The following is a 20,473-nucleotide window of genomic DNA, read 5'->3' as shown; positions in this document are numbered from 1 at the left end:
TGCAGGGTGACGGTAGCTTCGTCCGGAGTACGGAGCCCGATGATTCGACGAGGAAAGGGCACTCCCATGGCTGTAAGCCTGTCCAAGGGCGGCAACGTCTCGCTCACCAAGGAGGCTCCGGGCCTGACCGCCGTCACGGTCGGCCTCGGCTGGGACGTCCGCACCACCACGGGCACGGACTTCGACCTCGACGCGAGCGCGATCGCGGTCAACCCGAGCGGCAAGGTCTTCTCGGACCAGCACTTCGTGTTCTTCAACAACAAGGCCACGCCGGACCAGTCCATCGTGCACACCGGTGACAACCTCACCGGCCAGGGCGAGGGCGACGACGAGCAGATCAACGTCAACCTCGCCGCGCTGCCCGCCGACGTCGAGAAGATCGTCTTCCCGGTCTCCATCTACGACGCGGAGAACCGCAGCCAGAACTTCGGCCAGGTGCGCAACGCCTTCATCCGCATCATCAACCAGGCCGGCGGCGCCGAGATCGCGCGCTACGACCTCAGCGAGGACGCGGCCACCGAGACCGCCATGGTCTTCGGCGAGCTCTACCGCAACGGCGCGGAGTGGAAGTTCCGCGCGGTCGGCCAGGGCTACGCCTCGGGCCTGGTCGGCATCGCCCAGGACTTCGGCGTCAACGTCTGACGGTCATTGCCGCAGACCTGCCGGGAGGCCCGTCCGGCCTGCGTTCGCGCGGGACGGGCGGGCCTTCGGCGTACGCGGCCTGCGTGCGTGCGGGCGGGGCCTGCGTGCGGGCGGGGCGGGGCCTTCGGCGTGCGCGGAACCCCTTCGCGCCCGGCCACGCGCCCGGCCGGCATGGGGCCGTATGCCACTCGTACTGGAACCGCTCTCGCCCCTCCTCGCCGCACACGACGGGCACCTGCCGGGGCCGCTTCTCGACGAGCTGACGGATCTCTACGCGTCCAACGCCGCGTTCTTCGCCCTCAGCGGCGACTTCCCCGACCCGTACGCCCTTCAGCGCGATGAGGTCGCATCGAGCATCAACGGGGAGCTGGCCCACCCCGCCGCCGAGGTGCTGATCGCCCGTGAGGACGACGGCGAGCACGGCCGGCTGACCGGCCTCGCCGTCACCCTCACCGAGCACCCCGACCCGCTCGACCCGTACCCCTGGATCGGCCTGCTGCTGATCCACGTCGGCCTCCAACGCGCCGGCCGGGGCCGCCGGTTGGCGACCGCCGTCGAGCGGCGCCTGCAGGCGGCCGGGCACGACGGCGTACGGCTCGCCGCCCTGGATGCCAACCCGGACGGGCTCGCCTTCTGGCGCGCGCTCGGCTATCGCGTCATCGACCACCGCACGGACCACGCCCTCGCCCGCCCGTGCACGGTCCTCCACAAGGACCTGCCGAACGGGTAGCGGCTGCGCTCAGGCGGCCGCGGGCGGTGACGCGCCGGCGGCATCGGCCCCGGCTTCGGCCTCGGCCGGCGGCGCGGCGAGTGCCGCCAGTTCGTCGAGGGAGATGCCGAGCGTCGCGCCCAGCGCGGCGACCGTGAAGAACCCCGCCGTCGGCGCGCGCCCCGTCTCGATCTTGCGCAGCGTCTCCGCCGAGAGCCCCGCGGCCGCCGCGATCTCGACCATGCTGCGATCGCCGCGCGCCGCCCGCAGCAGCACGCCCAGCCGCTCGCCGCGCTCGCGTTCCCATGGAGTCAGAGGTGTACGGACCATGCCCGTGATACTAATACCGGTAAAGAAATACCGGTATAAAAATTGGCGACCGGCGCCGCAGGTCGTTCCTGTGCCCGCACCCACGCCCGCGCCCGGCATCACGGAGGTTCCCCCATGGTCGAGATCAAGACCGACACCGCGCTCGACGCCATGCGGCCCGCGGGCCGCGTCGTCGCCGACATCCTCACGGCCGTACGCGCGGCAGCCGCGCCCGGCGTGCGGCTGAGCGAGCTGGACGAGGTCGGCCGGTCGGTGCTGGCCGAGGCCGGCGCCACCTCCCCCTTCCTCCACTACCGCCCGTCCTTCGCGCCCACCCCCTTCCCCGCCACCCTCTGCACCTCCGTCAACGACGCGATCGTGCACGGCATCCCGAGCTCGTACCGGCTGCGCGACGGCGACCTGCTCAGCGTCGACTGCGGCGCGGCCGTGGACGGCTGGACGGGCGACGCCGCGGTCACCTTCGCCGTCGGCACGCCACGCCCCGAGGACCAGCGGCTGATGGACACCACCCGGCGCGCGCTGGAGGCGGGGATCGCGGCAGCCGTGGTGGGCGCCCGCATCGGGGACATCTCGCACGCCATCGGCAGCGTCGGCCGCGCCGCCGGCTACGGCATTCCGGCGGACTTCGGCGGCCACGGCATCGGCCGCCATATGCACGAGGACCCGTCGGTACCGAACGACGGCCGGCCCGGCCGCGGCTTCGTCCTCCGGCACGGCCTCGTCCTCGCCCTCGAGCCGATGTTCCTGGCCGGCGGCAGCGGCGCGTACTACGAGGGGGCCGACGGCTGGACCCTGCTCACGGCGGACGGCAGTCGCGCCGCCCACTTCGAGCACACCGTCGCCATCACCGACGACGGCCCCCGCATCCTCACCCAGCCCTGACCCCCGCCCGTCCCACGGCCCATCTCCCCCAGTCATGCCCCGCCCGTGCCGGAACGATCACTCCGACCGACGTGCGACCATCACTTACGTGATCGACCTCGGCTACTCGCTCTCCCGGCGCTTCCCTGACCCCCCGCAGACGGACTACCGCACCGCGGACGCCCGCGCGCTGCGCCACGACCTGTTCTGCGGGGACGTCTACCTCGCCGACACCGAGTCGGACCGGGAGCTGTCCACGGCCTGGGGCTGGGTGCCGGTCCTGGACTTCGCCTGGGCCCTGTGCGACATCGTCGAGCGGCTCGACCGCGACCCGCACGGCAGCCGCGCCGCCCGCCCGCAACATGCCGAGCTGGACTTCACCGAGTCCGCCGACCGGATGCTGTTCGAGCGCCGCTTCGGCTGGGTCGACGTCACCGCCGACTGGGTACCGGCCGACGAGGCTCCGCTCAGCTTCAACCACGCCGCGCTGCGCCGCGAGGCCCGTGACTTCCTGCACGACCTGATCGCCGACCTCACGGACATGCACGACGGGCTGGCCGACAACCCGCTCGTATGGGACCTCCAGGCCCGCTTCCCCCGCGTCTGACCCCCATCACTCCCCCTCACTCCACCAGTACGCCCACCTCGGCCGCGAAGGCCGGGGCCAGGTCCATGAGCTGCGACGGGCTGATCACCGCGCCCGCGAGCCGGTCGATGCCCCGCGCGATGTCCAGCGCCGCCGCGCCCCGCAGATCGACGTCCCGCATCCGCGCCTGAGTGAAGTCCGTACGCGCCAGCGTGCAGCCGTCGAACGTCACGCGCTCCAGCTCGGCCCCGCCGAAGTCCGCCTCCACCAGCACGCAGTCCTCGAACGCGACGTCCCGGAGCCTGGCCTTGCGCAGATTGAGGAAGTCCAGCTTCCCGCCGCGCACCACGACCCGCTCCAGCACCGCTCCGTGCAACTGCGTCCCGCCCAGCCGGGCGTCCCGCACCTCCACATCGCGCAGCGACACCTGCGAGAGGTCCGTGCCGACGCCCCGCACCCCCTCCAGCACGCTGTCGATGAAACGCGCCCGGGTCAGCACCGTCTCGTCCCACGCGCACCGCCGCACCGCGCAGTCCAGGAAGCGGGCGCCCCGCGCCGACTGCCCCGCGAAGTCCGCGTCGGCGAACTCCAGTCCGTCGTAATCCCCCTCCGGCTCCCACTCCCCTCCGTCGTACGCCACCAGCTCCGGCAGCCGCACCTCCGGCCGTCGTACGGCCCGCACCGTCCGCCCCGCGTCCTCGCCCCGGCCGGCCACCCGACCACCGCCCTTCTCCGCACTCGATCCGCGCGCGACCCCGCGATCGGTCCGCTCTCGTCCCCGTCGCCCCGTCCTGATCCATCGTGCACCCCACCACTGACAATCGCGCTGACCTGCGGAAATGACCGCATGTACGGCAGCCGCGCGACCAGCCGCGCACGCGGACCGCACGCCGGATGTCACATCGCCCCCGCCCCCACCCGTCCACGGGACAAAGGCCGGCAGACACAGCAGCTCACGGGACGGAGACCCGCCATGCCCCACCACCCCCGCCGCATCACCGTCGTCGGAGGCGGCTTCGCCGGCCTCACCGCGGCCATCTCCGCCGCCGAGGCCGGTGCCGACGTCACGCTCCACGAGGCGCACCGTTCGCTCGGCGGCCGCGCCCGTACCGACGAGGCGCCGTACCGCACCAACGAAGGTCCGCACGCCCTCTACAACCGAGGCCCGCACTACCCCTGGCTCAAGCAGCGCGGCCTCCTGGGGCCGCTCGCCCCGCTCAGCCTCCGCGAGGGCGCCCGGATCCGCTTCCACCACCACGGCGAGCTGCGCCGCGTACCGCCCCTCGCCCTACTCCGGCTCCGCAACCGCACGGACGCCCCCGTGGATCAGTCCTTCTTGAGCTGGGCGAGCGCACATGTCGGGGAGCCGGCCGCGCGCGCCGCCGCGTACTACACCGGCGTCGCCACCTTCCACCACGACCCCGGCCTGCTCTCGGCCGCGTTCACCCACCGGATCCTCTACCGCACCACGCGCCTCAACCCGGAAGCCCGGTACATCAAGGGGGGGTTGGGGCGCGCTCATCTCCCGGATGGCGGACCACGCCCGCGGCCTCGGCGTACGGATCGAGACCGGCTCCCGGGTCGACGCGCTGCCCGAGGACCGGCCCGTCATCGTCGCCACCCGGCTCGACTCCGCCCGCGCGCTGCTCGGCGAGGACGCGCTGACCTGGAGCAGCGCCCGTACGGCCCTGATCGACCTGGCGCTGCGCGAGTACCCGAAGAAGCGCCGGTCGACGACCGGCAGGCGCCGCCCCGCCGATCTCTTCATCGTCTCCGACCTCGACCACTCCGGCTGGATCGAACGGTTCACCGCCCAGGACCCCACCCTCGCCCCGCCCGGTGAGCAGCTCCTCCAGGGCCAGGTCGGCATCGCTCCCCATGAGACGCGCGCCGACGGCATCGCGCGCGCCGAGCGCCTCCTGGACGCGGGCTTCCCCGAGTGGCGCGAGCGCGTCACCTGGCGCCGCGACGCGCTCGCCACCGGCCGTACGGGGGCTGTGGACCTGCCCGGTACCACCTGGCGGGACCGCCCCGCCATCGACCGCGGCAACGGCGTCTACCTGGCGGGCGACCAGGTCGCGGCACCAGGTGTGCTGAGCGAAGTGGCGTTCACCAGCGCCATCGAGGCGACCACCCTCGCCCTCTCCGCCGCCCGCCGCTCCTCGCTGTCCTCCTAGCTCACGATCCCCATCTCCCGGGCCGTGTTGTTCAGCCGCCGTCCGCCCGTCTCCGTGCACGTCACGATGTCCTCGATCCGCACCCCGAAGCGCCCCGGCAGATAGATCCCGGGTTCGATCGAGAAGCACATCCCCGGTACGAGGGGCAGGTGTTCGCCCTCGACCATGTACGGCGGCTCGTGCGTCGTCACCCCGATGCCGTGTCCGACCCGGTGGATGAAGTACTCGCCGTATCCCGCCGCCTTGATCACCTTCCGCGCCACCCGGTCGATGTCCTGGCAGGCGGCCCCCGGCCGCACCGCTTCGAACGCCGCCTGCTGGGCCTCCCGCACGATGTCGTGGACCTTGCGCTCCTCGGAGGACGGCTCCCCCACGTGGACGGTCCGCGTGGTGTCGGACCCGTAGCCGTCCAGCAGCCCTCCGAAGTCCAGTACGACCATGTCGCCGTTCTCGATGACTCGGTCGCCCGCCTCGTGGTGCGGGTCGGCCCCGTTGGGTCCGGAGCCGACCACCGTGAAGTCCACCTGGCTGTGCCCGTGTTCGACCAGCAGTCGCGCGAGGTCCGCCGCCACGTCGCACTCCCGCCGGCCCCCGAAGGGCACCTCGAGGATCTGCTCGTACGTGGCGTCAGCGGCAGCGCCCGCCGCCGCCAGCCGCTCCACCTCGTACGCGTCCTTGACGGCGCGCAGCATCGGCAGCGCCTCCGTGAGCGAGGCGTACGCGCTGCCCGGCAGGGTGCGCTGCAGCCCCAGGAGGTGCATCGCCCACGCCGAGTCGGAGATGCCGTACCGCCGCTGCGGTTCCAGCAGCTCCGCGAGCACGGCGTACGGGTCCTCGCCGTCCCGCCACCCGAGGACCTCCGTCGCGCCGGCACCCGCGGCCTGCCGCGCGTCCGCCCGCTCCAGTACGGGCACCAGCAGGCGCGGCCTGCTGCCCACCGCGATCAGCAGCGCGGTCAGCCGCTCGGTGACCGCGGTCGGCCGGTAGCCGGTGAGCCACACCAGGTCGGGGCCCGGCGTGACGATCAGGCCGGCCAGCCCGGCGTCCGCGGCCGCCCGGCCGGCCCGCTCCATCCGCCGCTCGTAGTCCTCCCGGGTCACCTCGGTACGTTCCCGGGTCACCTCGATGCGCCCCGTCGTACTCCCGCTCGCGGCCGCCTCCGTACTCGCAGCCGCCCCTGCGCTCGCCGCAGCCGCCGTCGTCCCCTCAGAAGTCGCCATGCCCGGGAATCTACGCCGGAAGGAGCCGCCCGGGGGCCGAACGTGCCGGGACGCGGCGACTACGCCGCTGACACAGGCTCTCAGCCCGCCAGCAGCTTCTCGACCGCCGCCAGTTCGGCGCAGAGCGCCAGCCCCTCCAGCGCGTCGCCCAGCTCTTCCAGGCGGGGGTAGCTGGGCGCGATGCGGATGTTGCGGTCGCGCGGGTCCTTCCCGTACGGGAACGTCGCTCCGGCGGGGGTCAGCGCGACGCCCGCGTCCTTGGCGAGCTGCACGACACGGGAAGCGCAGCCGTCCAGGACGTCCAGGCTCACGAAGTAACCGCCCTGCGGGCGGGTCCAGGACGCGATGCCGGTGTCCCCGAGCCGCTTCTCCAGGACGGCGTCCACCAGCTCGAACTTGGGCCGCAGCAGCTCGGCGTGGCGCTCCATGTGGGCGTGCACGGCCTCGGCGTCGGGCAGGAAGCGGGCGTGCCGGAGCTGGTTGATCTTGTCCGGGCCGATCGTCCGCTTGGAGAGGTGGCCGAGCAGCCAGGTGACGTTGGCGGGCGAGGAGCCGAAGAAGGCCACGCCGCTGCCGGCCGCGGTGATCTTCGAGGTGGAGCCGAAGACGAACACCCGGTCGGCGTTGCCGTACTCCGCGCACAGGCCGAGGATGTCGGCGACCGGCTCGCGGTCACCCTGGAGCTGGTGCACGGCGTAGGCGTTGTCCCAGAAGACGCGGAAGTCGGGCGCCGCGGTCTCCATGGCGGCCAGCCGCCGCACGGTCTCCGGCGCGTAGGTCGCACCCGTGGGGTTGCTGTACTTCGGTACGCACCAGATGCCCTTGACGCGTTCGTCGGCGACGAGGCGCTCGACCTCGTCCATGTCCGGGCCGCTCTCCGTCATCGGCACGGGAATCATGTCGATGCCGAGCTTCTCGCACAGCGCGAAGTGCCGGTCGTAACCGGGTACGGGGCAGAGCATGGCCGTCCGCCCCTCCCGCTGCCAGGGGCCGGGCGCCCCGGGCAGGCCGAACAGGACGGCGTCCACCACCGACTCGTACATCAGCTCGAGGCTGGAGTTGCCCAGGGCGACGAGCTGCTCCACCGGTACCTGGAGCAGGCCGGCGAAGGTCGCGCGCAGCTCGGCCAGGCCCTTGAGGCCGCCGTAGTTGCGGCAGTCGGTGCCGTCCTCCGCGCTGTGGTCGCCGCCGCCCGGCAGGGACAGCAGCGGCTCCGAGAGCTCGAGCTGCTCGGCGGACGGCTTGCCCCGGGTCAGGTCCAGGCGCAGCCCGCGCTCCTTGAGGCGGGCGTGCTCCTTGCGGAGCCCTTCGAGCCGGTCGGACAGTTCGGTGTGCGTGAGAGTCGTCAGATCCATGCCTGTCATCCCTGCTCAAAGTCGCGTGCGGTACTCAGTGACCGCGGCCACCAGGCGCGCGGGCAGCGCCGAGAGTACCTGGAGGGGGCGGCGCTGCCGATGCCTTTGTGACGTACGCGGCTTTACGACTCGGTCCGGGAGCGGTGGGGGTCACTACCGGCCCGGACCGGGAGCGGTGGGAGTCTTTACGGCTCGGCCCGGGAGCGGCCGGGCAGCAGCGCGACGGCCACCAGCGGTACCGCCGCGAGGACGAGCCACGGGACCGGGGCCGGCAGCCCGGTGTCGAGCAGCGAGCCGGTCGCGGCGCTGCCGGCCAGGACGAGCAGCCCGGAGACCGAGGACATCGCGCCCGTGTAGAGGCCGAGCCTGCCGGTGGGTGCCAGGTCCGGGACCCAGGCCCGGGCGGCCGGCGTGACCAGCATCTGGCCCAGCGTGAGGAGGACCACGAAGGCCGCGGCGGGCAGCAGCCCGGCGGTGCCGGTCCAGGCGGCCGGGCGCGCTGCGGCCACCACGGCGAACCCCGCGGAGATGAGGAGCAGCCCGGCCGCCATGGAGCGGCGGAGGTCGAGCCGGTCGGCGGCCCAGCGGGTGACCGGCAGCTGCGCGACGACGACCAGCAGCGAGGAGAGGGCGAAGAGCCAGGCCAGCGGGGACTGCGAGCCGGCGGCGCGCCCCACTTCGGCGGGGAGGGCGAGGTAGAGCTGGTTGTACGCCAGGAGGTACGCCCCGTAAGCGCCGCACACCGCGAGGAAACGCCGGTTGCGCAGCATCTCGCGCACCGCTCCCGGCGCCCGTACCCGCTCCCGGCCCGGGATGTGCTGCGGCAGCAGCCACAGATGCCCGGCCAGTACGAGGACGAAGACCCCGGCCCCGGCCAGGCACGCCGTACGGAAGTCGACGGCCAGCAGGAGGGCGCCCAGGAGCGGGCCGAGGAACGCACCGGCCTGGCCCGCCACGCTGAGCAGGCCCAGGACGCGGGTACGGGGGCCGTGCCCGGCCTCCTCCCAGAGCACCGACTGGCGGGCGACCTCGGACTCGACGGCGGGCGAGAAGAGGGCGGCGGCGAATCCGATCAGCAGGACAGCGCCGATGACCGCCCAGGGCTGCTGCGCGTACCCCAGCCAGGCGAAGCCGGCGATCCGCAGGACGCAGCCGGTGAGGACGACGGGGCGTACGCCGTACCGGTCGGTCAGGGCACCGCCCAGTACGAAGAGCCCCTGCTGGCTGAACGTCCGCAGGCCGAGCACCAGGCCGACCAGCCAGCCCGCCATGCCGATGGCCGTGCCCAGATGCTCGGCCAGGAAGGGCAGGACGGCGAAGAAGCCGATGTTGAAGGCGAGCTGGGTCGCGATCAGCAGCCGCAGCAGCGGGGAGAGGTGCCGCCAGGTCCGTTCGCGGCGAGTCCGTCGGGAACGCCGCGCGGCGGCAGTCCCCGTCACCGGGCCACCGTCCCGGCACCCGTCCCGGCCGCTGCCCCGGCCGTCACGGCCTCCCGCACCTCGGGCTCCGGCTCCGGCTCCGCCGCAGGCGCGGGCACCTCCGCCCGCCGCGCACGCCGCAGGACCCGCGGCATCCGCATCCGCACCCCGCCCGTCACGGTCACCGCCAGCGCGCCCAGCAGCGCGAGCACGGCGGCCGGCGCGAGCACCGTCCACGGAGCCCGCTCGGCGTACGGCTGGTTCTCGGCGAGCAGCAGGCCCCACTCGGGCGACGGCGGCTGAGCGCCGAGCCCGAGGAAGCCGAGCGCGGCGAGGGACAGCGCGACGGCGGGGAGGCGCAGCAGCGCATGGCGGGTGACGGGCGGCAGGACGGCAGGCAGCAGCTCGCGCCGGAGCAGGTACCAGCGGCTCGCGCCGAGGCTCTGCGTCGCCGCCAAGTGCAGTGTCGCGCGCTCCTGTTGGAGCAGCGCGGCGGCGTGGGCGGCCAGCGGGGTCCAGGCGACGGCGGCCACGGCGAGCGCGGGCGTCGCGGGTCCGCTGCCCGCCACGCCCGCGACGAGGAGGCCGGCGAGTACGGGCGGTACGGCGTTGACCGTGTCGACGAGCGGCCCGGACAGCCGGGGCAGCAGGCCGAGCAGTACGCCGATGACCAGGGCGGCGGCGCTGATCGCGAGGGCGAGCGCGAGGGTCGTGAGCGCGCCGTGCGCGACCCGGGCCAGCATGTCCCGCCCCAGGGAGTCCGTACCGAACGGATGCGCCCACGACGGAACCTCCAGCCGCGCCGCGGTATCCAGAGCGAGCGGGTCACGGGGCAGCCCGAACCCGACGACGCAGACGAGCAGCGCGCCGTACAGGAGGGGCAGCCGGCCGGACCCGGGCCGTTTCGGGCCGTGCAGGACCTCCCGCGCGCCGTGCAGGGACCGCAGGGCGCCGTCCCGAAGGGCGGGCCCGAGCGCGAGCCGGGCCACGAGGCGGACCAGCCCGCCGGCCACGGCGGCGAGCAGGACGAGCGCGAGCGTACTGGTCTGCAGTACGGGCAGGTCCTGCGCCACAGCGGCCTGCAGGGTCGACCGCCCGAGCCCGGGAATGTCGAACACCTGCTCAACGGCGACCGCGCCCCCGGTCAGGCCCACGAGGAACAGACCGAGGTTCGGCAGCAGTCCCGGCACGCAGCGGCGCAGCGCCTGCCGCGCGATGCGCCCCTCCGGTATGCCGCGGGCGGCCGCGGCGCGCGCCCACGGTTCGGCGAAGGCGCCGGGCAGCAGATCGTCGAGGAGCCGCCCGAGCAGTGCCCCGGCGGGCAGGCCGAGCGAGAGCGCGGGCAGCACCATCCACTGCGGGCCGTACCAGCCGAGCGCCGGCAGCCAGCCGAGGTGCACGCCGACCACGGTGGCGAGCACCGACGCGGTCAGGAACTCGGGCAGCGCGGCGAGCACGGCCGCGCCGCTGCCGCCCGGCCGTCGCCCGGCGAGCCGGCGGCGGGCGCCGAGCCGCAGCGTGCGGGCGCAGACCGCGGCGGCCGTACCGACGGCCACCACGATCGCCGCGCCCATCAGCGACAGCGAGAACCCCAGGGCGTGCACCACCGACGGCAGCACCGCGTCTCCGGAGATCCACGACCGCCCCGCGTCCCCATGCAGCAGCCCGCCCGCCCACCGGCCGAGCAGCGCCAACGGCCCGGCGTCGAGCCCGATGTCGGCCCGGACGGACGCCAGTACCTCAGGAGTGGGCGTACGCTCCGCCGCCCGCGCCTTGAGAACGGTCAGCGCCGGATCGGTACGCGACAGCCAGGGCAGCAGCCCGATCCCGCACACGAGGGCGACGGCGAGGGCGAGTCGCCAAAGACCCCTCATCCTGCTCATACCGCTCAGCGCCGGGTGCCGGTGGCGACCAGCGTGCGCTCGTACGGGTCGAGGAGCACGCCCTCCACGGAGCCGCCGACGCCGGTGATGATCCGCTGGTGGACGAGCGGGACGACGGCGTCCGTGCCGAGGATCGCGGCCTCGGCGGCCATCGCCGCGTCCTGGCGCTTCCCGGTGTCGGCCGCCTCCTCGGCCTTCCGCACGGCCGCGTCGACCTTCTTGTCGCAGAGCTGGGCGAGGTTGTAACTGCCGTCGCAGGTGTAGTCGCTGGCGAGGACGGAGACCGGATCACCGGTGTCGAGCATGGTGTTACGGGCGCCGACGAACGCGTCGAACTTCCCGGCCAGCGCGTCCCCTTCGATCCGCGACGACTCGCGGACCTCCAGCTTCACCGCGAACCCGGCTTTCTGGAGCTGCTGCTTGAGCACCTGGGCGACCTCGGGCAGCTCGGGCCGGTTGTCGTACGTGCCGATGGTGATCGCCGTACCGTCGGGGCGCTTCGCCCCGGCCCGCCCGGCGGGCTTGCCGCGCTTGCCTTCCGCCCAGGTCAGCGCGGGCCCGAAGATGCCCTCGCCGGGGTCGGCATGGCCCTCGTACACGTCCTTGGCGAGCGCCGAGGTGTCGATCGCCTCACGGGCCGCTGCGCGCAGCCCCGGGTCCTTGAAGGCGCCGGACTCGGTGTTGAGCTGAAGGCTCGTCGTCCGGGCCGTGGGGGTCTCGCGGCCGCTGCCCTTGTCGAGGGAGGCGGCCTGGGAGACGGGGACCGCCTCGGCGATGTCCACGTCATGGGTGCGCAGCGCGTTCGTCCGCGCGGTCCCGTCGGCGATGAACTTCGCGTCGATACCGGACGCCTGGGCCAGACCGCCCCAGTAGTCGTCGAAGCGGTCGAGGGTGGCCGCGGTGGCCCCGGTGGTTTTCGTGAGCTCGAACGGCCCGGTGGCGGTGCCGACGGGGCTGACCCGGCCGCCGCTCCCCGCCTTCTCGTACGCCTTCGCGGAGAGTACGGCCAGCCCGGGGCTGGAGAGGCGCAGCGGAAGGGCGGGGTCGGGGTCGGCGGTGGTGATCCGGACCTGGTCCTTGCCCACGGGCTCGGCGGTGAGCGTGACGCCCGACAGCGCGGCCGTCACGGGCTCGGCCTTGGTGGCGTGGCCGAGGGCCTTGGCGACGGCGGCCGGCGTGACCCTCGTACCGTCCTGGAACTCCGCCTCCCGCAGCGTGAACAGCCAGCTTCGGCCGCTCTCCTTCTTCCAGGACGCGGCGAGCACGGGGGACGCGGCGCCGTTGGCGTCGAGCTTGGTCAGGCCCTCGGTGACGCCGAGCCGGCTGAGCAGGGTGGCGTCGGCACCGTACGGCGAGAAGTTCTCGGAGGGCGGGAAGGCGAGGGCGACCTTGAGCCGGGCACCGTCCGCCGACCCGTTCGAGGACGAGCCGTCCCTGGCGACGAAACAGCCGGAGAGCAGGCCCGAGAGCAGGGGTGCGACCAGCAGGCCGGCTATGAGCCGGCGGCGGCGAACGGTGTGCATGGTCCTCGTTCTGGGGTGGGGTTCGGGGCGTACGGCAGCCAAAGACTATACGACAACGATTTTCATTAACTATACGGCCGCGGGCGCACGCCCTACGCCACCCTCATGGGCACCTCGAAGTGCACGACCCGCGCACCACCGGGCTCCCCCCGCTCGTCAAGCACCGCCTTGCCCATCGAACGCCAGAAATCCTCGGCACCGGGGACCGCCGGGTCCGTATGCAGATAGACCGAGCGATACCCGCCGGCCGCCGCCGCGAAGTCGAGCAGCTCGCCGACCAGCCGCCGGGCCAGCCCGCGCCGCCGGTGCTCGGCCCGCACGTACACCCGCCGCAGCTGCGCCGTCTCCCCCGAGGGGAACCGCTCGGCGATCCAGGCCGGGTTCGGCGGGTGCGCGGGCCCGCGCGAATCGAGCGCGGCGGTGGCGACGACGCCGCCGTCCTCCTCATCCACGGCGACCAGCAACGTATGCCGCTCGGGCCGCAGATAGGCCCCCTCCGGATCGATGATGTCGCCGTGCCACCGCGGCACGTACCCCGTCCCGAAGTCGCGATAGACGGTGTCGAGCATGACGGCACGCGCAGCGCCGACGTCGTCGCAGGTAGCCGTTCTGATGCCGTAATTCCGCACTTGCGCATCATATGCATTAAGCGGAAAGGGGTGGGGTTACGGGGGTGGGTGGCCCCACCGCCACCCCTGGTCGCATGACAGGCAGCCGACACCATGGGCCCGAATGGCCACCGCGAAAGTGCACACGCGGAGAGCAGGTGCCTGACTGATATGGGCGCTGCCCCGATGGGAAGCCAGCAGCCCGCTCAGAGCTGCGCGTGGCGCCCCCGGACGCCCGCTCCCCCATGGAGGTCACCGCATGCCGGCAGTCACCGACCCGTACACACCCGGCACACCCTGCTGGGCCGACCTGATGGTCCCGGACCAGCAGGCCGCTCTCGACTTCTACCGCGACCTGTTCGGCTGGCAGGGCGAGATCGGGCCGCCCGAGACCGGGGGCTACGCGGTCTGCTCACTGAACGGCAAGCCGGTCGCCGGAATCATGGCGGCGAGGAACCCGGACGGCAGCCTGCCCGACCCGATGCCGCCGGCCACATGGACCACCTACCTCGCCACCGCCGACGTGGACGCCACCGAGAACGCGGCGACGGCCAACGGCGGCCAGGTGCTCATGCCGGGCATGGACGTGCTCACGCTCGGCCGCATGGCGGTCATCAGTGACCCCACGGGCGCCGTCTTCGGCCTCTGGCAGGCCCGCGACTTCCCCGGCGCCGGAATCGTCAACGAGCCCGGCGCGATCATCTGGAACGAGCTCAACACCACCGACCCCGACACCGCCTCGTCCTTCTACTCCCGGGCGCTGGGCCTCACCGCCGCCCCCATGGAGGGCGCACAGGGCTCCTACTACTCCCTCTCGGCGAACGGCCGCATGGTCGGCGGCATGCAGAACCTCTCCACCCTCGAGGACCTCCCCCCGGATACGCCCCCGCACTGGCTCCCGTACTTCGCGGTGGACGACACCGACAGCACGGTCGCCGCCCTGACCCGCTCCGGCGGCAACGTCCTCAAGCCCCCCTTCAACATGGCAGCCGGCCGCATGTCCCTCCTCCAAGACCCCCAAGGCGCCACCTTCGCCATCATCAACACAGGCGCCCCCGCCTGACCGCACCCCCAAAAACCAACGCCCCGGACCGATCACGGTCCGGGGCGTTTCCGCTGTTCAGCGCACTGACGCGCTTGGAGCCCCCTGTCGGATTCGAACCGACGACCTTCGCTTTACGAGTTCGACCAATCTCTCCTGACGTAGCGCCCTCCCAGCTCCTAGGTCATCGCGCTGGATCAGCCAGGAGCGCCGCCGTTCGCATCTGTTGAGTCAGCAGCCCCCTCGCCTCCGCCACAGGCCCTCAGCGTGCTCGTCGCTCCGCCTCAGCAAGGCGTCATAAGCCAAGCCACCGAGAGCGGTGGCCGATGAAAGGGCGTCACACGCCGCAGCGCTGCCAGCACCTCCGTCACTCAAGCCGGCCGTAGCGGTACCACGGTGCAGCAGGCTGCCACGCAGCCCCAACGCGTGCAGCCGAGCAGCGACCTGCCCTGGATGACATGGGTCGCACGGGGCTTGTCGCTAGTTACGGGGATACAGACACGAAGCGCATCAACTCTGGCATGCTGTTCCCCAACGCTCACACACACCGTTGACTGCCACAGGGGCAGCAATGTCGCGCATTGGCTAAAGGGACCGCACATGCAGATCATCTCTTTCAGTGTCGCTGGTTTTCGATCACTGGAAGATGTCGCGGATATCCCAGTAAAACGTCCAACAATCCTCGTCGGGCCGAACGACGGCGGCAAGTCGGCATCCCTCACCGCTCTCTCTTTTTTGCTGGGGAAGTACGCACCAGAGGAAGATGACCTGACTCTGCTTGCGTCTACGGCCGGACTAAATGAGAGCAAAGCGACAGTCCGACGAGCCGCAGAAATCACCGTAACAGGGAATTTCGAATGCTCCGAAGTGGAAGTCGCAGAGCTTGAAATCCCAAAACATCTCACCATCCGCCGCAGGTACCGCCCAGGAACGGGTGTGGACCTTGAGATGCGGATGCGCGTGTGCGCTGAAGCACGCCTCCGACAGCTCGACAAATTGTCCATCAATGAGCTCAAAGAGCTAGCGAAGACTTTTGAGACGAAATCAGATGGCCCCGCATCCGCTAAGGCCAGCTGGAAAGTGCCGCTAGAGCGCCTGGCTCTAGATTTTGACACAGTAGAAGAGTGGGTTACTGTGCCAAATAAAATCGCGCAGCGACTCCCAGCGCTCCTTATTTTCCGCGGAGATGACGCACCGGATCCCGAATCAGCCATTAAGGACGCATTGGCGATCAGGTTCAAGGAGTACGCCGCAGACGAGGAGATTACGTCAACTCTCAATGAGGTCAGCGCGAAGATCTCTTCCAGGCTATCCGAAGATGCTCAAGGTATTCGTGACCACATCGCCGAGCGTTGCCAGGTACGCAATGTGACGATTGAGCCGCAAATCAATATTCGCCCCACGCTTGCCCACCCCAAGTTGCGCCTTGAAGATGCATGGGGTAACTCCGTTGCTCTTGGTAGCTCCGGTGCCGGTCGAGCCCGCAGGGTGTCTCTTGCGGTATGGGAATCCTCAAGCGGTCTACTAAAGGAAAGCAAGCATTCGGAGGAGGTCGACCAGGAGTCATTTACCCATACAGACGTTGTCGTTATTTACGATGAGCCCGATACTCATCTCGACTACAATCATCAACGACGCGTAATGAGCTTGGTCCGAGAACAGTGTAGCTTCCCTAACGTTCGCATCATGATGGCGACTCATTCACTGAATCTCATTGATGGGGTAGACATCGGCGATATCGTACAAGTCGAGTCGGACGGGAGCACAAAATGTCGCGTAGTCGTGGAAACACCCGATGACGTCATCGAGCGGAAGCTAGTAACAGATCTGGCCGTCGCTCTCGGCTTTCGCAACAGCGTTCTACTCCACGAGAGGTTTTTTGTCGGCGTCGAAGGCGTAACAGAACAACAGGCATTTCCAGTCCTATTTAGGACTTACGCTGGCCGCTCATTGCAGTCCGCAGGGATCTCTCTGTGGCCTTGCGGGAACAATGAAGGAGCACTGAACTTCGCATCGTTCCTTCGCGCCAACAATCGCGCAGTAGCGTTTGTTGTTGACAATGACAGCACCATTAATCGCAAGGATCTTTTTCATGAAGACCGCCTGAAGCGTTTCGGCCTTGATCCGACAGAACATTGCCAGTACATCGGCAATCCGATGGAATTTGAAGACATCTTCGATGATGCCACCTGGTGCACAGCTGCCGACACTCTATGGCCGCGGGATGATGGTGAACCATGGAACAAAGTAGAAGTAGGAGCCCTCAGGGACGGCAAAAAGTTCAGCGACAAGCTGTGCACTTTCTTCGCCGAGCATTCCAGTAAAGCTGCACGCGGAAAGGCTGAAATGATGTTCGGCCTAGCTAGCTGGATCAGTGAGCCAACGGAAATCCCGCTACAGCTACGGCAGGTATTCGACTATCTCATCGAGAAGTCCGACGCGCTGAGCTTGCAGATGGAGGAAGCATCCGGTACTAGCGAGCCCGCTGAGAACGCCGAACGCGCCGTGCCTTCATCCTAGCGAGGCGCAAACTAGGCGTAGGGCTCTCCCACTTGTGCATGCCGACGGTGCTGACCCACCGTCGGCCGTGGTTGCCTTTAGGTACGCCACACCAACGGCAGGCATTCGGTTCAGCGATGCACTGATCCGAGAAAACGCGAGAAGTCGCGTAGAGAGCTTCCGGACGCGCCATGATGCCTCCCGCCATCTGGTGGGGTGGTCTCCCCGTGCTTCACACTCTCTCAGAGGGCACTGACACTCACACCTAGGAGCTTGCCCAACTGGACGACGGCTAGTCAACGCCGAACCGACTCGCTAGGTCGGCAGGGCTACCTTGGCCGATGACCTGGCTGGTTGGGGGCGAGCGTACTCAGGGTCGGACGCTGGCTGGCAAGCCAGGCTGGCTTCGGCCCTGCTCGCGATGATCATGGGTGACCTCCTGTTTCTGCTCGACGCGAGTTCCGGACCGCGCCCCAGAAGCTGCTCCCACCCATACAGCACGCAGCCACGATGAGCGCGTGTCCGTCGTGGACGCGGAGATGTGGGCCGTCGGTGGTGAGTGTGGCCAAGACGCGAATGGCGTGGGACCTCGCTCATTCGCTCAGCCACCTGTTCATGCGTTAGCCAGGACAAGGCTTGCGACTCGTGGGACGTCTGCTCCCCATCACCGACGGGTTGGCCGTGGAAGGCCAGCACCACGCCCCCGCGAGTCGTGTTTTTGTAGACACCAGCCAAGTGGCCCATCTGGACACAGACGCCCGCCGCCTCCATAACCTCGGCGGGTGCCGGCCTGGGGGATCTCCTAGCTCCACGGCTCCGCCTCATGGATCACACCTGCCGTTATCCGCGCATTGGATCACCAGGATGCGACCGTCGTCGCGAACTACCACATCCGCTACAGAAACCGAGCAGTGGACTGCTCATCGGTGCCAGGCGGCGTTTGTGAGTCGGCTGGTGAAGCCGTCATGGCATAGGCGTTCGAACGACTCGATGACATCGGACGGCACTGCTTGTTCGATCATGAAGCCTTGCTTCGGGTAGATCATGAGTCGCTGCAGGGCGCCCACGAGCATGTCGATGACGAGGTGTTCGTCTCCGATGGAGTCGACGTACTCCTCGTAGGTCATGGGTGATGAGGCGCAGGTGACGTCCACCTCGGGCCAGAGTTGGCGTGCGGTGGCGTAGGCGCGGCGTTCCTCGTACGGCTTGGCGACGAGGAGAATCGATTCGACCACCGCGCCGGCCTCGTCCAGGGCCGCGCGAGAGAAGCGGATGTTCTCGCCTGTGTTCGTCGCCTTGGGCTCCACGATGATGGCTGACTCGGGGACGCCCAGCTCGACGGCGTGTTCCTTGTAGTGCACCGCTTCGCCGCGGGGCATCCGCTCGCGCGTCGTGGGGCTGTTGGCGCCGGTGAAGACGACGAGCGGCGCCAGGCCGGACAGGTACAGGTTCGCCGTCGTGGTCGCCACGCCGAGGTCGTGGCTGCCCAGGCCGATGGCGACCGAGCAGGGCCGTGGCTCGTGGTGCATCTGGTGGTAGTCCCAGATGCGGCGCGCGTCTGCCCGTGCCTGCTCGGAGATCACTGTGCGGCCTTTCCGTCGCGGGTGGAGTCGGGGACCTTGAAGTCGTACTTCCAGGCAAAGCGCGAGGCGGCGTGCACACCGATCGCGTACTCGACCACCGTGTCATCTGCCGTGTACGTGGTCCGGTGCCGTTCCACGACGGGTTCGCCGGCGGGCAGCTGCAGGAGCTTCACCTCGTCCGGGGTGGGGGTGCGGGCGAACAGCTCCTCGGTCATGCGGTCGATCTCGTACCCGGCGTCGTACAGCACCCGGAAGCCGCCGCCACGGCCAGCAGGTCCCGGAGCCGGGTCGACGATCCGCGTGCCTTCCACGTGCTCGGGACGGTAGTAGCTGGTCAGAGTGTGCGTCGGCTGCTCGCCTTCCTTCACCAGGCGGGCCCGCGCGTACACCTCCGCACCAGGCTCCAGGCCATGCGCGGCAGCGACGGCCGGCGGGGCTTCGTCACGGCTGACGCTCTGAGTCTGCTCTCCGCGTCGGTACGCGCGTCCAGTGGCCACGCGGTCAGCGATGAAGGCCACCTCATCAGCATCGCGCCACTTGGCCTTGCCGTAGCGAGCGATGCCGAGTCGTTTGAGCGGAGTCTGCTGGCGCACGACGGTGCCATGACCGCGTGACGAGGTGACCAGCCCTTCCGCCTCCACTGCCCGGTAGGCCGCATGGACGGTGAACTTCAAGAGAGGCGAGGGGTGCGCGAGCAGCGATCATTCCGCCGGTCGGCTGGTGTCGATCGTGGATGTCAAAGCACCCCGGTCGGGTCTCTTTGAGGGTCCGGCCGGGGCGCTTGCGCTGTTCAGCGTCCTGAGCCCCCTGTGGGGAGGTGCCCACAGGCTGTTTGACCTGCGAAAACCAGTCCCACCCTGTCACTCATATCCCGAGGCTTCCCGGCCTCGTGTGTACGGCATGCGTACCGCATCCGTACTGCTGAGCACATGCGACACCACCAAGCGTCGAGGCGAAAACTCGCTGGGCGAGCGCGGACCGCAGGGGCTCAGACCCTGACGGTCTTGCTGAGTTCCACGAAGCCAGCCCAGGAGGTCGGCGGGAACACCAAAGTGCCGGCGTCCCGGTCCTTGGTGTCCCGGACCATGACCTTGGAAGGATCGTTGTCGGCAACTTCGACGCAGGTGTCTGACTTCGTGTAGGAGCTGGTACGCCAATTCGGCACTTCAACCACGGCTTCCCCTTCCCATACGATCAAAATGATCGATAGCGTTCAAGATGAGGTCTCTTGCAGGTTGCCCATAGACGGCAGACTGGCGATGAATCTCGAATGCCTTGCGGTAGAGCTCGATCTCCCTCGGCTGTGTCACGGACATCTCCGCGGAGTACGTCTCAACCATGACGAGCTTGTCGTCGAACATCGAAAAGCCGTGCCCGATCCAGAGAGCAAGAGGAGCGGACCGCGGGATGATGCCTAGGCTGAGCCGCGGAAGCGCCAATACGGCGAGCAGACGATCGAGTTGCGCCCTCATGACCTCAGAGCCGCCATGGTTCGAGTAGAGGGCCTGCTCGCCGAGGAGCACGTTGAAGATCCGGTTCCCCTCGTAGAGATACTTCTGCCGTTCGAGGCGCTTCGCCACGGCAGCTTGCGTATCAGCCGGCGTCTCGTGGAAGTTCGATACCTGTTCGAAGACGTTCTCTGCGTAGTCGGCAGTCTGGATGGTGCCCCAGATCATGGCGGGCTCCCAGATCCGGAAGACCTTGGTCTTTTGGTAGAGCGGCAGTGACTTCTTCTGACGGTTCTCGGCCCCGCCCTGGATCTGTCGGCGCCACTCCATCCACATCTCGTCGATGTGACGAACTGTGGCGATCAGGTCAGCGAGATCAGCCTCGCGCCCAGTCGTCCGGCACCAGACGCGGATGTCGTCCTCGCTCGCGTTCTGCTTACCATTCTCGATGCGAGAGACCTTGGACTCCTGCCAGCCGGTGGCAGCGGCGAAGGCCCGGCCGCTACTGAACCCCGCGTCCTTACGGAATCCACGCAGCCGGGCACCCAACGCCTCGCGTGTCTCTTGTGCTTGGTCACTCACGGAACAG

General features: G+C 69.7%; 17 protein-coding genes and 2 pseudogenes. 7 read left to right on the top strand and 12 right to left on the bottom strand.

Annotated elements, in window-relative coordinates:
* Positions 1 to 66: 66 nt before the first annotated feature.
* The gene (locus tag IG84_RS0114995; RefSeq protein ID WP_031056366.1) at positions 67 to 642 is read left to right on the top strand and encodes a TerD family protein; all 576 of its coding nucleotides are present in this window, start codon (positions 67 to 69) and stop codon (positions 640 to 642) included.
* A 181-nt stretch (positions 643 to 823) separates the two neighbouring features.
* Positions 824 to 1,372, top strand: a complete 549-nt coding sequence (locus tag IG84_RS0114990) for a GNAT family N-acetyltransferase (protein WP_031056363.1) — start codon at positions 824 to 826, stop codon at positions 1,370 to 1,372.
* A gap of 9 nt (positions 1,373 to 1,381) precedes the next feature.
* Here IG84_RS0114990 and IG84_RS0114985 read toward each other — a convergent pair whose 3' ends face one another.
* Complete coding sequence (locus tag IG84_RS0114985) at positions 1,382 to 1,681, bottom strand: helix-turn-helix domain-containing protein (protein ID WP_031056359.1); 300 nt, start codon at positions 1,679 to 1,681, stop codon at positions 1,382 to 1,384.
* A 114-nt stretch (positions 1,682 to 1,795) separates the two neighbouring features.
* Between IG84_RS0114985 and map the strand changes: the two genes are divergently transcribed.
* On the top strand, positions 1,796 to 2,563 hold the full coding sequence (map, locus tag IG84_RS0114980) for a type I methionyl aminopeptidase (protein ID WP_031056354.1): 768 nt from the start codon (positions 1,796 to 1,798) through the stop codon (positions 2,561 to 2,563).
* An 88-nt stretch (positions 2,564 to 2,651) separates the two neighbouring features.
* A complete protein-coding gene (locus IG84_RS0114975) occupies positions 2,652 to 3,149 on the top strand; it encodes a hypothetical protein (RefSeq protein ID WP_031056351.1) in 498 nt (165 codons plus the stop codon).
* 16 nt (positions 3,150 to 3,165) lie between these two features.
* On the opposite strand, the gene IG84_RS0114970 is transcribed toward IG84_RS0114975, so the two are convergent.
* Entirely contained in the window at positions 3,166 to 3,810 is a 645-nt protein-coding gene (locus IG84_RS0114970) for a pentapeptide repeat-containing protein (protein WP_031056349.1), read from the bottom strand.
* A 291-nt stretch (positions 3,811 to 4,101) separates the two neighbouring features.
* Here IG84_RS0114970 and IG84_RS37985 point away from each other — a divergent pair.
* A pseudogene (locus IG84_RS37985) lies at positions 4,102 to 5,305 on the top strand (FAD-dependent oxidoreductase).
* Here the strand turns inward: IG84_RS37985 and IG84_RS0114960 are convergent.
* The 6 genes from IG84_RS0114960 to IG84_RS0114935 all read right to left on the bottom strand — a co-directional run bounded on the left by IG84_RS0114960 (position 5,302) and on the right by IG84_RS0114935 (position 13,333).
* Entirely contained in the window at positions 5,302 to 6,405 is a 1,104-nt protein-coding gene (locus IG84_RS0114960) for an aminopeptidase P family protein (protein WP_031056346.1), read from the bottom strand. The pseudogene IG84_RS37985 and the gene IG84_RS0114960 overlap by 4 nt on opposite strands.
* Before the next feature lie 200 nt (positions 6,406 to 6,605).
* Complete coding sequence (locus tag IG84_RS0114955; protein WP_211266466.1) at positions 6,606 to 7,880, bottom strand: aspartate aminotransferase type Ic; 1,275 nt, start codon at positions 7,878 to 7,880, stop codon at positions 6,606 to 6,608.
* A 185-nt stretch (positions 7,881 to 8,065) separates the two neighbouring features.
* Complete coding sequence (locus IG84_RS0114950; protein ID WP_245659362.1) at positions 8,066 to 9,247, bottom strand: MDR family MFS transporter; 1,182 nt, start codon at positions 9,245 to 9,247, stop codon at positions 8,066 to 8,068.
* A gap of 68 nt (positions 9,248 to 9,315) precedes the next feature.
* Positions 9,316 to 11,181 carry an ABC transporter permease subunit gene (locus IG84_RS0114945; protein WP_107053880.1) on the bottom strand — a complete coding sequence of 622 codons (1,866 nt, stop codon included), beginning with the start codon at positions 11,179 to 11,181 and terminating at the stop codon, positions 9,316 to 9,318.
* A 5-nt stretch (positions 11,182 to 11,186) separates the two neighbouring features.
* The gene (locus tag IG84_RS0114940; protein WP_031056336.1) at positions 11,187 to 12,704 is read right to left on the bottom strand and encodes an ABC transporter substrate-binding protein; all 1,518 of its coding nucleotides are present in this window, start codon (positions 12,702 to 12,704) and stop codon (positions 11,187 to 11,189) included.
* A 92-nt stretch (positions 12,705 to 12,796) separates the two neighbouring features.
* On the bottom strand, positions 12,797 to 13,333 hold the full coding sequence (locus IG84_RS0114935; RefSeq protein ID WP_031056334.1) for a GNAT family N-acetyltransferase: 537 nt from the start codon (positions 13,331 to 13,333) through the stop codon (positions 12,797 to 12,799).
* Positions 13,334 to 13,571: 238 nt separating this feature from the next.
* Between IG84_RS0114935 and IG84_RS0114930 the strand changes: the two genes are divergently transcribed.
* Both IG84_RS0114930 and IG84_RS40660 read left to right on the top strand, forming a co-directional pair.
* Positions 13,572 to 14,375 (top strand): VOC family protein, encoded by an 804-nt coding sequence (locus IG84_RS0114930; protein ID WP_031056332.1) that lies wholly within the window; start codon positions 13,572 to 13,574, stop codon positions 14,373 to 14,375.
* 579 nt (positions 14,376 to 14,954) lie between these two features.
* Positions 14,955 to 16,874 carry an ATP-dependent nuclease gene (locus IG84_RS40660; protein ID WP_157848885.1) on the top strand — a complete coding sequence of 640 codons (1,920 nt, stop codon included), beginning with the start codon at positions 14,955 to 14,957 and terminating at the stop codon, positions 16,872 to 16,874.
* 899 nt (positions 16,875 to 17,773) lie between these two features.
* Here IG84_RS40660 and IG84_RS0114920 read toward each other — a convergent pair.
* From IG84_RS0114920 to IG84_RS0114905, 4 genes and pseudogenes are all read right to left on the bottom strand, one after another.
* On the bottom strand, positions 17,774 to 18,436 hold the full coding sequence (locus tag IG84_RS0114920) for a YdcF family protein (RefSeq protein WP_031056329.1): 663 nt from the start codon (positions 18,434 to 18,436) through the stop codon (positions 17,774 to 17,776).
* Positions 18,433 to 19,107: pseudogene (locus IG84_RS0114915) on the bottom strand (GntR family transcriptional regulator); the annotation flags it as partial. The pseudogene IG84_RS0114915 and the gene IG84_RS0114920, both read right to left, overlap by 4 nt.
* 317 nt (positions 19,108 to 19,424) lie before the next feature.
* Complete coding sequence (locus IG84_RS0114910) at positions 19,425 to 19,610, bottom strand: DUF397 domain-containing protein (protein WP_031056325.1); 186 nt, start codon at positions 19,608 to 19,610, stop codon at positions 19,425 to 19,427.
* The gene (locus tag IG84_RS0114905) at positions 19,603 to 20,466 is read right to left on the bottom strand and encodes a helix-turn-helix domain-containing protein (protein ID WP_031056323.1); all 864 of its coding nucleotides are present in this window, start codon (positions 20,464 to 20,466) and stop codon (positions 19,603 to 19,605) included. The genes IG84_RS0114910 and IG84_RS0114905 overlap by 8 nt, the downstream gene beginning before the upstream one ends.
* Between the last annotated feature and the right edge of the window lie 7 nt (positions 20,467 to 20,473).

The sequence above is a fragment of the Streptomyces ochraceiscleroticus genome, assembly GCF_000720485.1.
GTDB classification, from domain to species: domain Bacteria; phylum Actinomycetota; class Actinomycetes; order Streptomycetales; family Streptomycetaceae; genus Streptomyces; species Streptomyces ochraceiscleroticus.
Note: the sequence above shows the minus strand (reverse complement) of the source record. Positions and strands in the feature narration are given on the sequence as shown.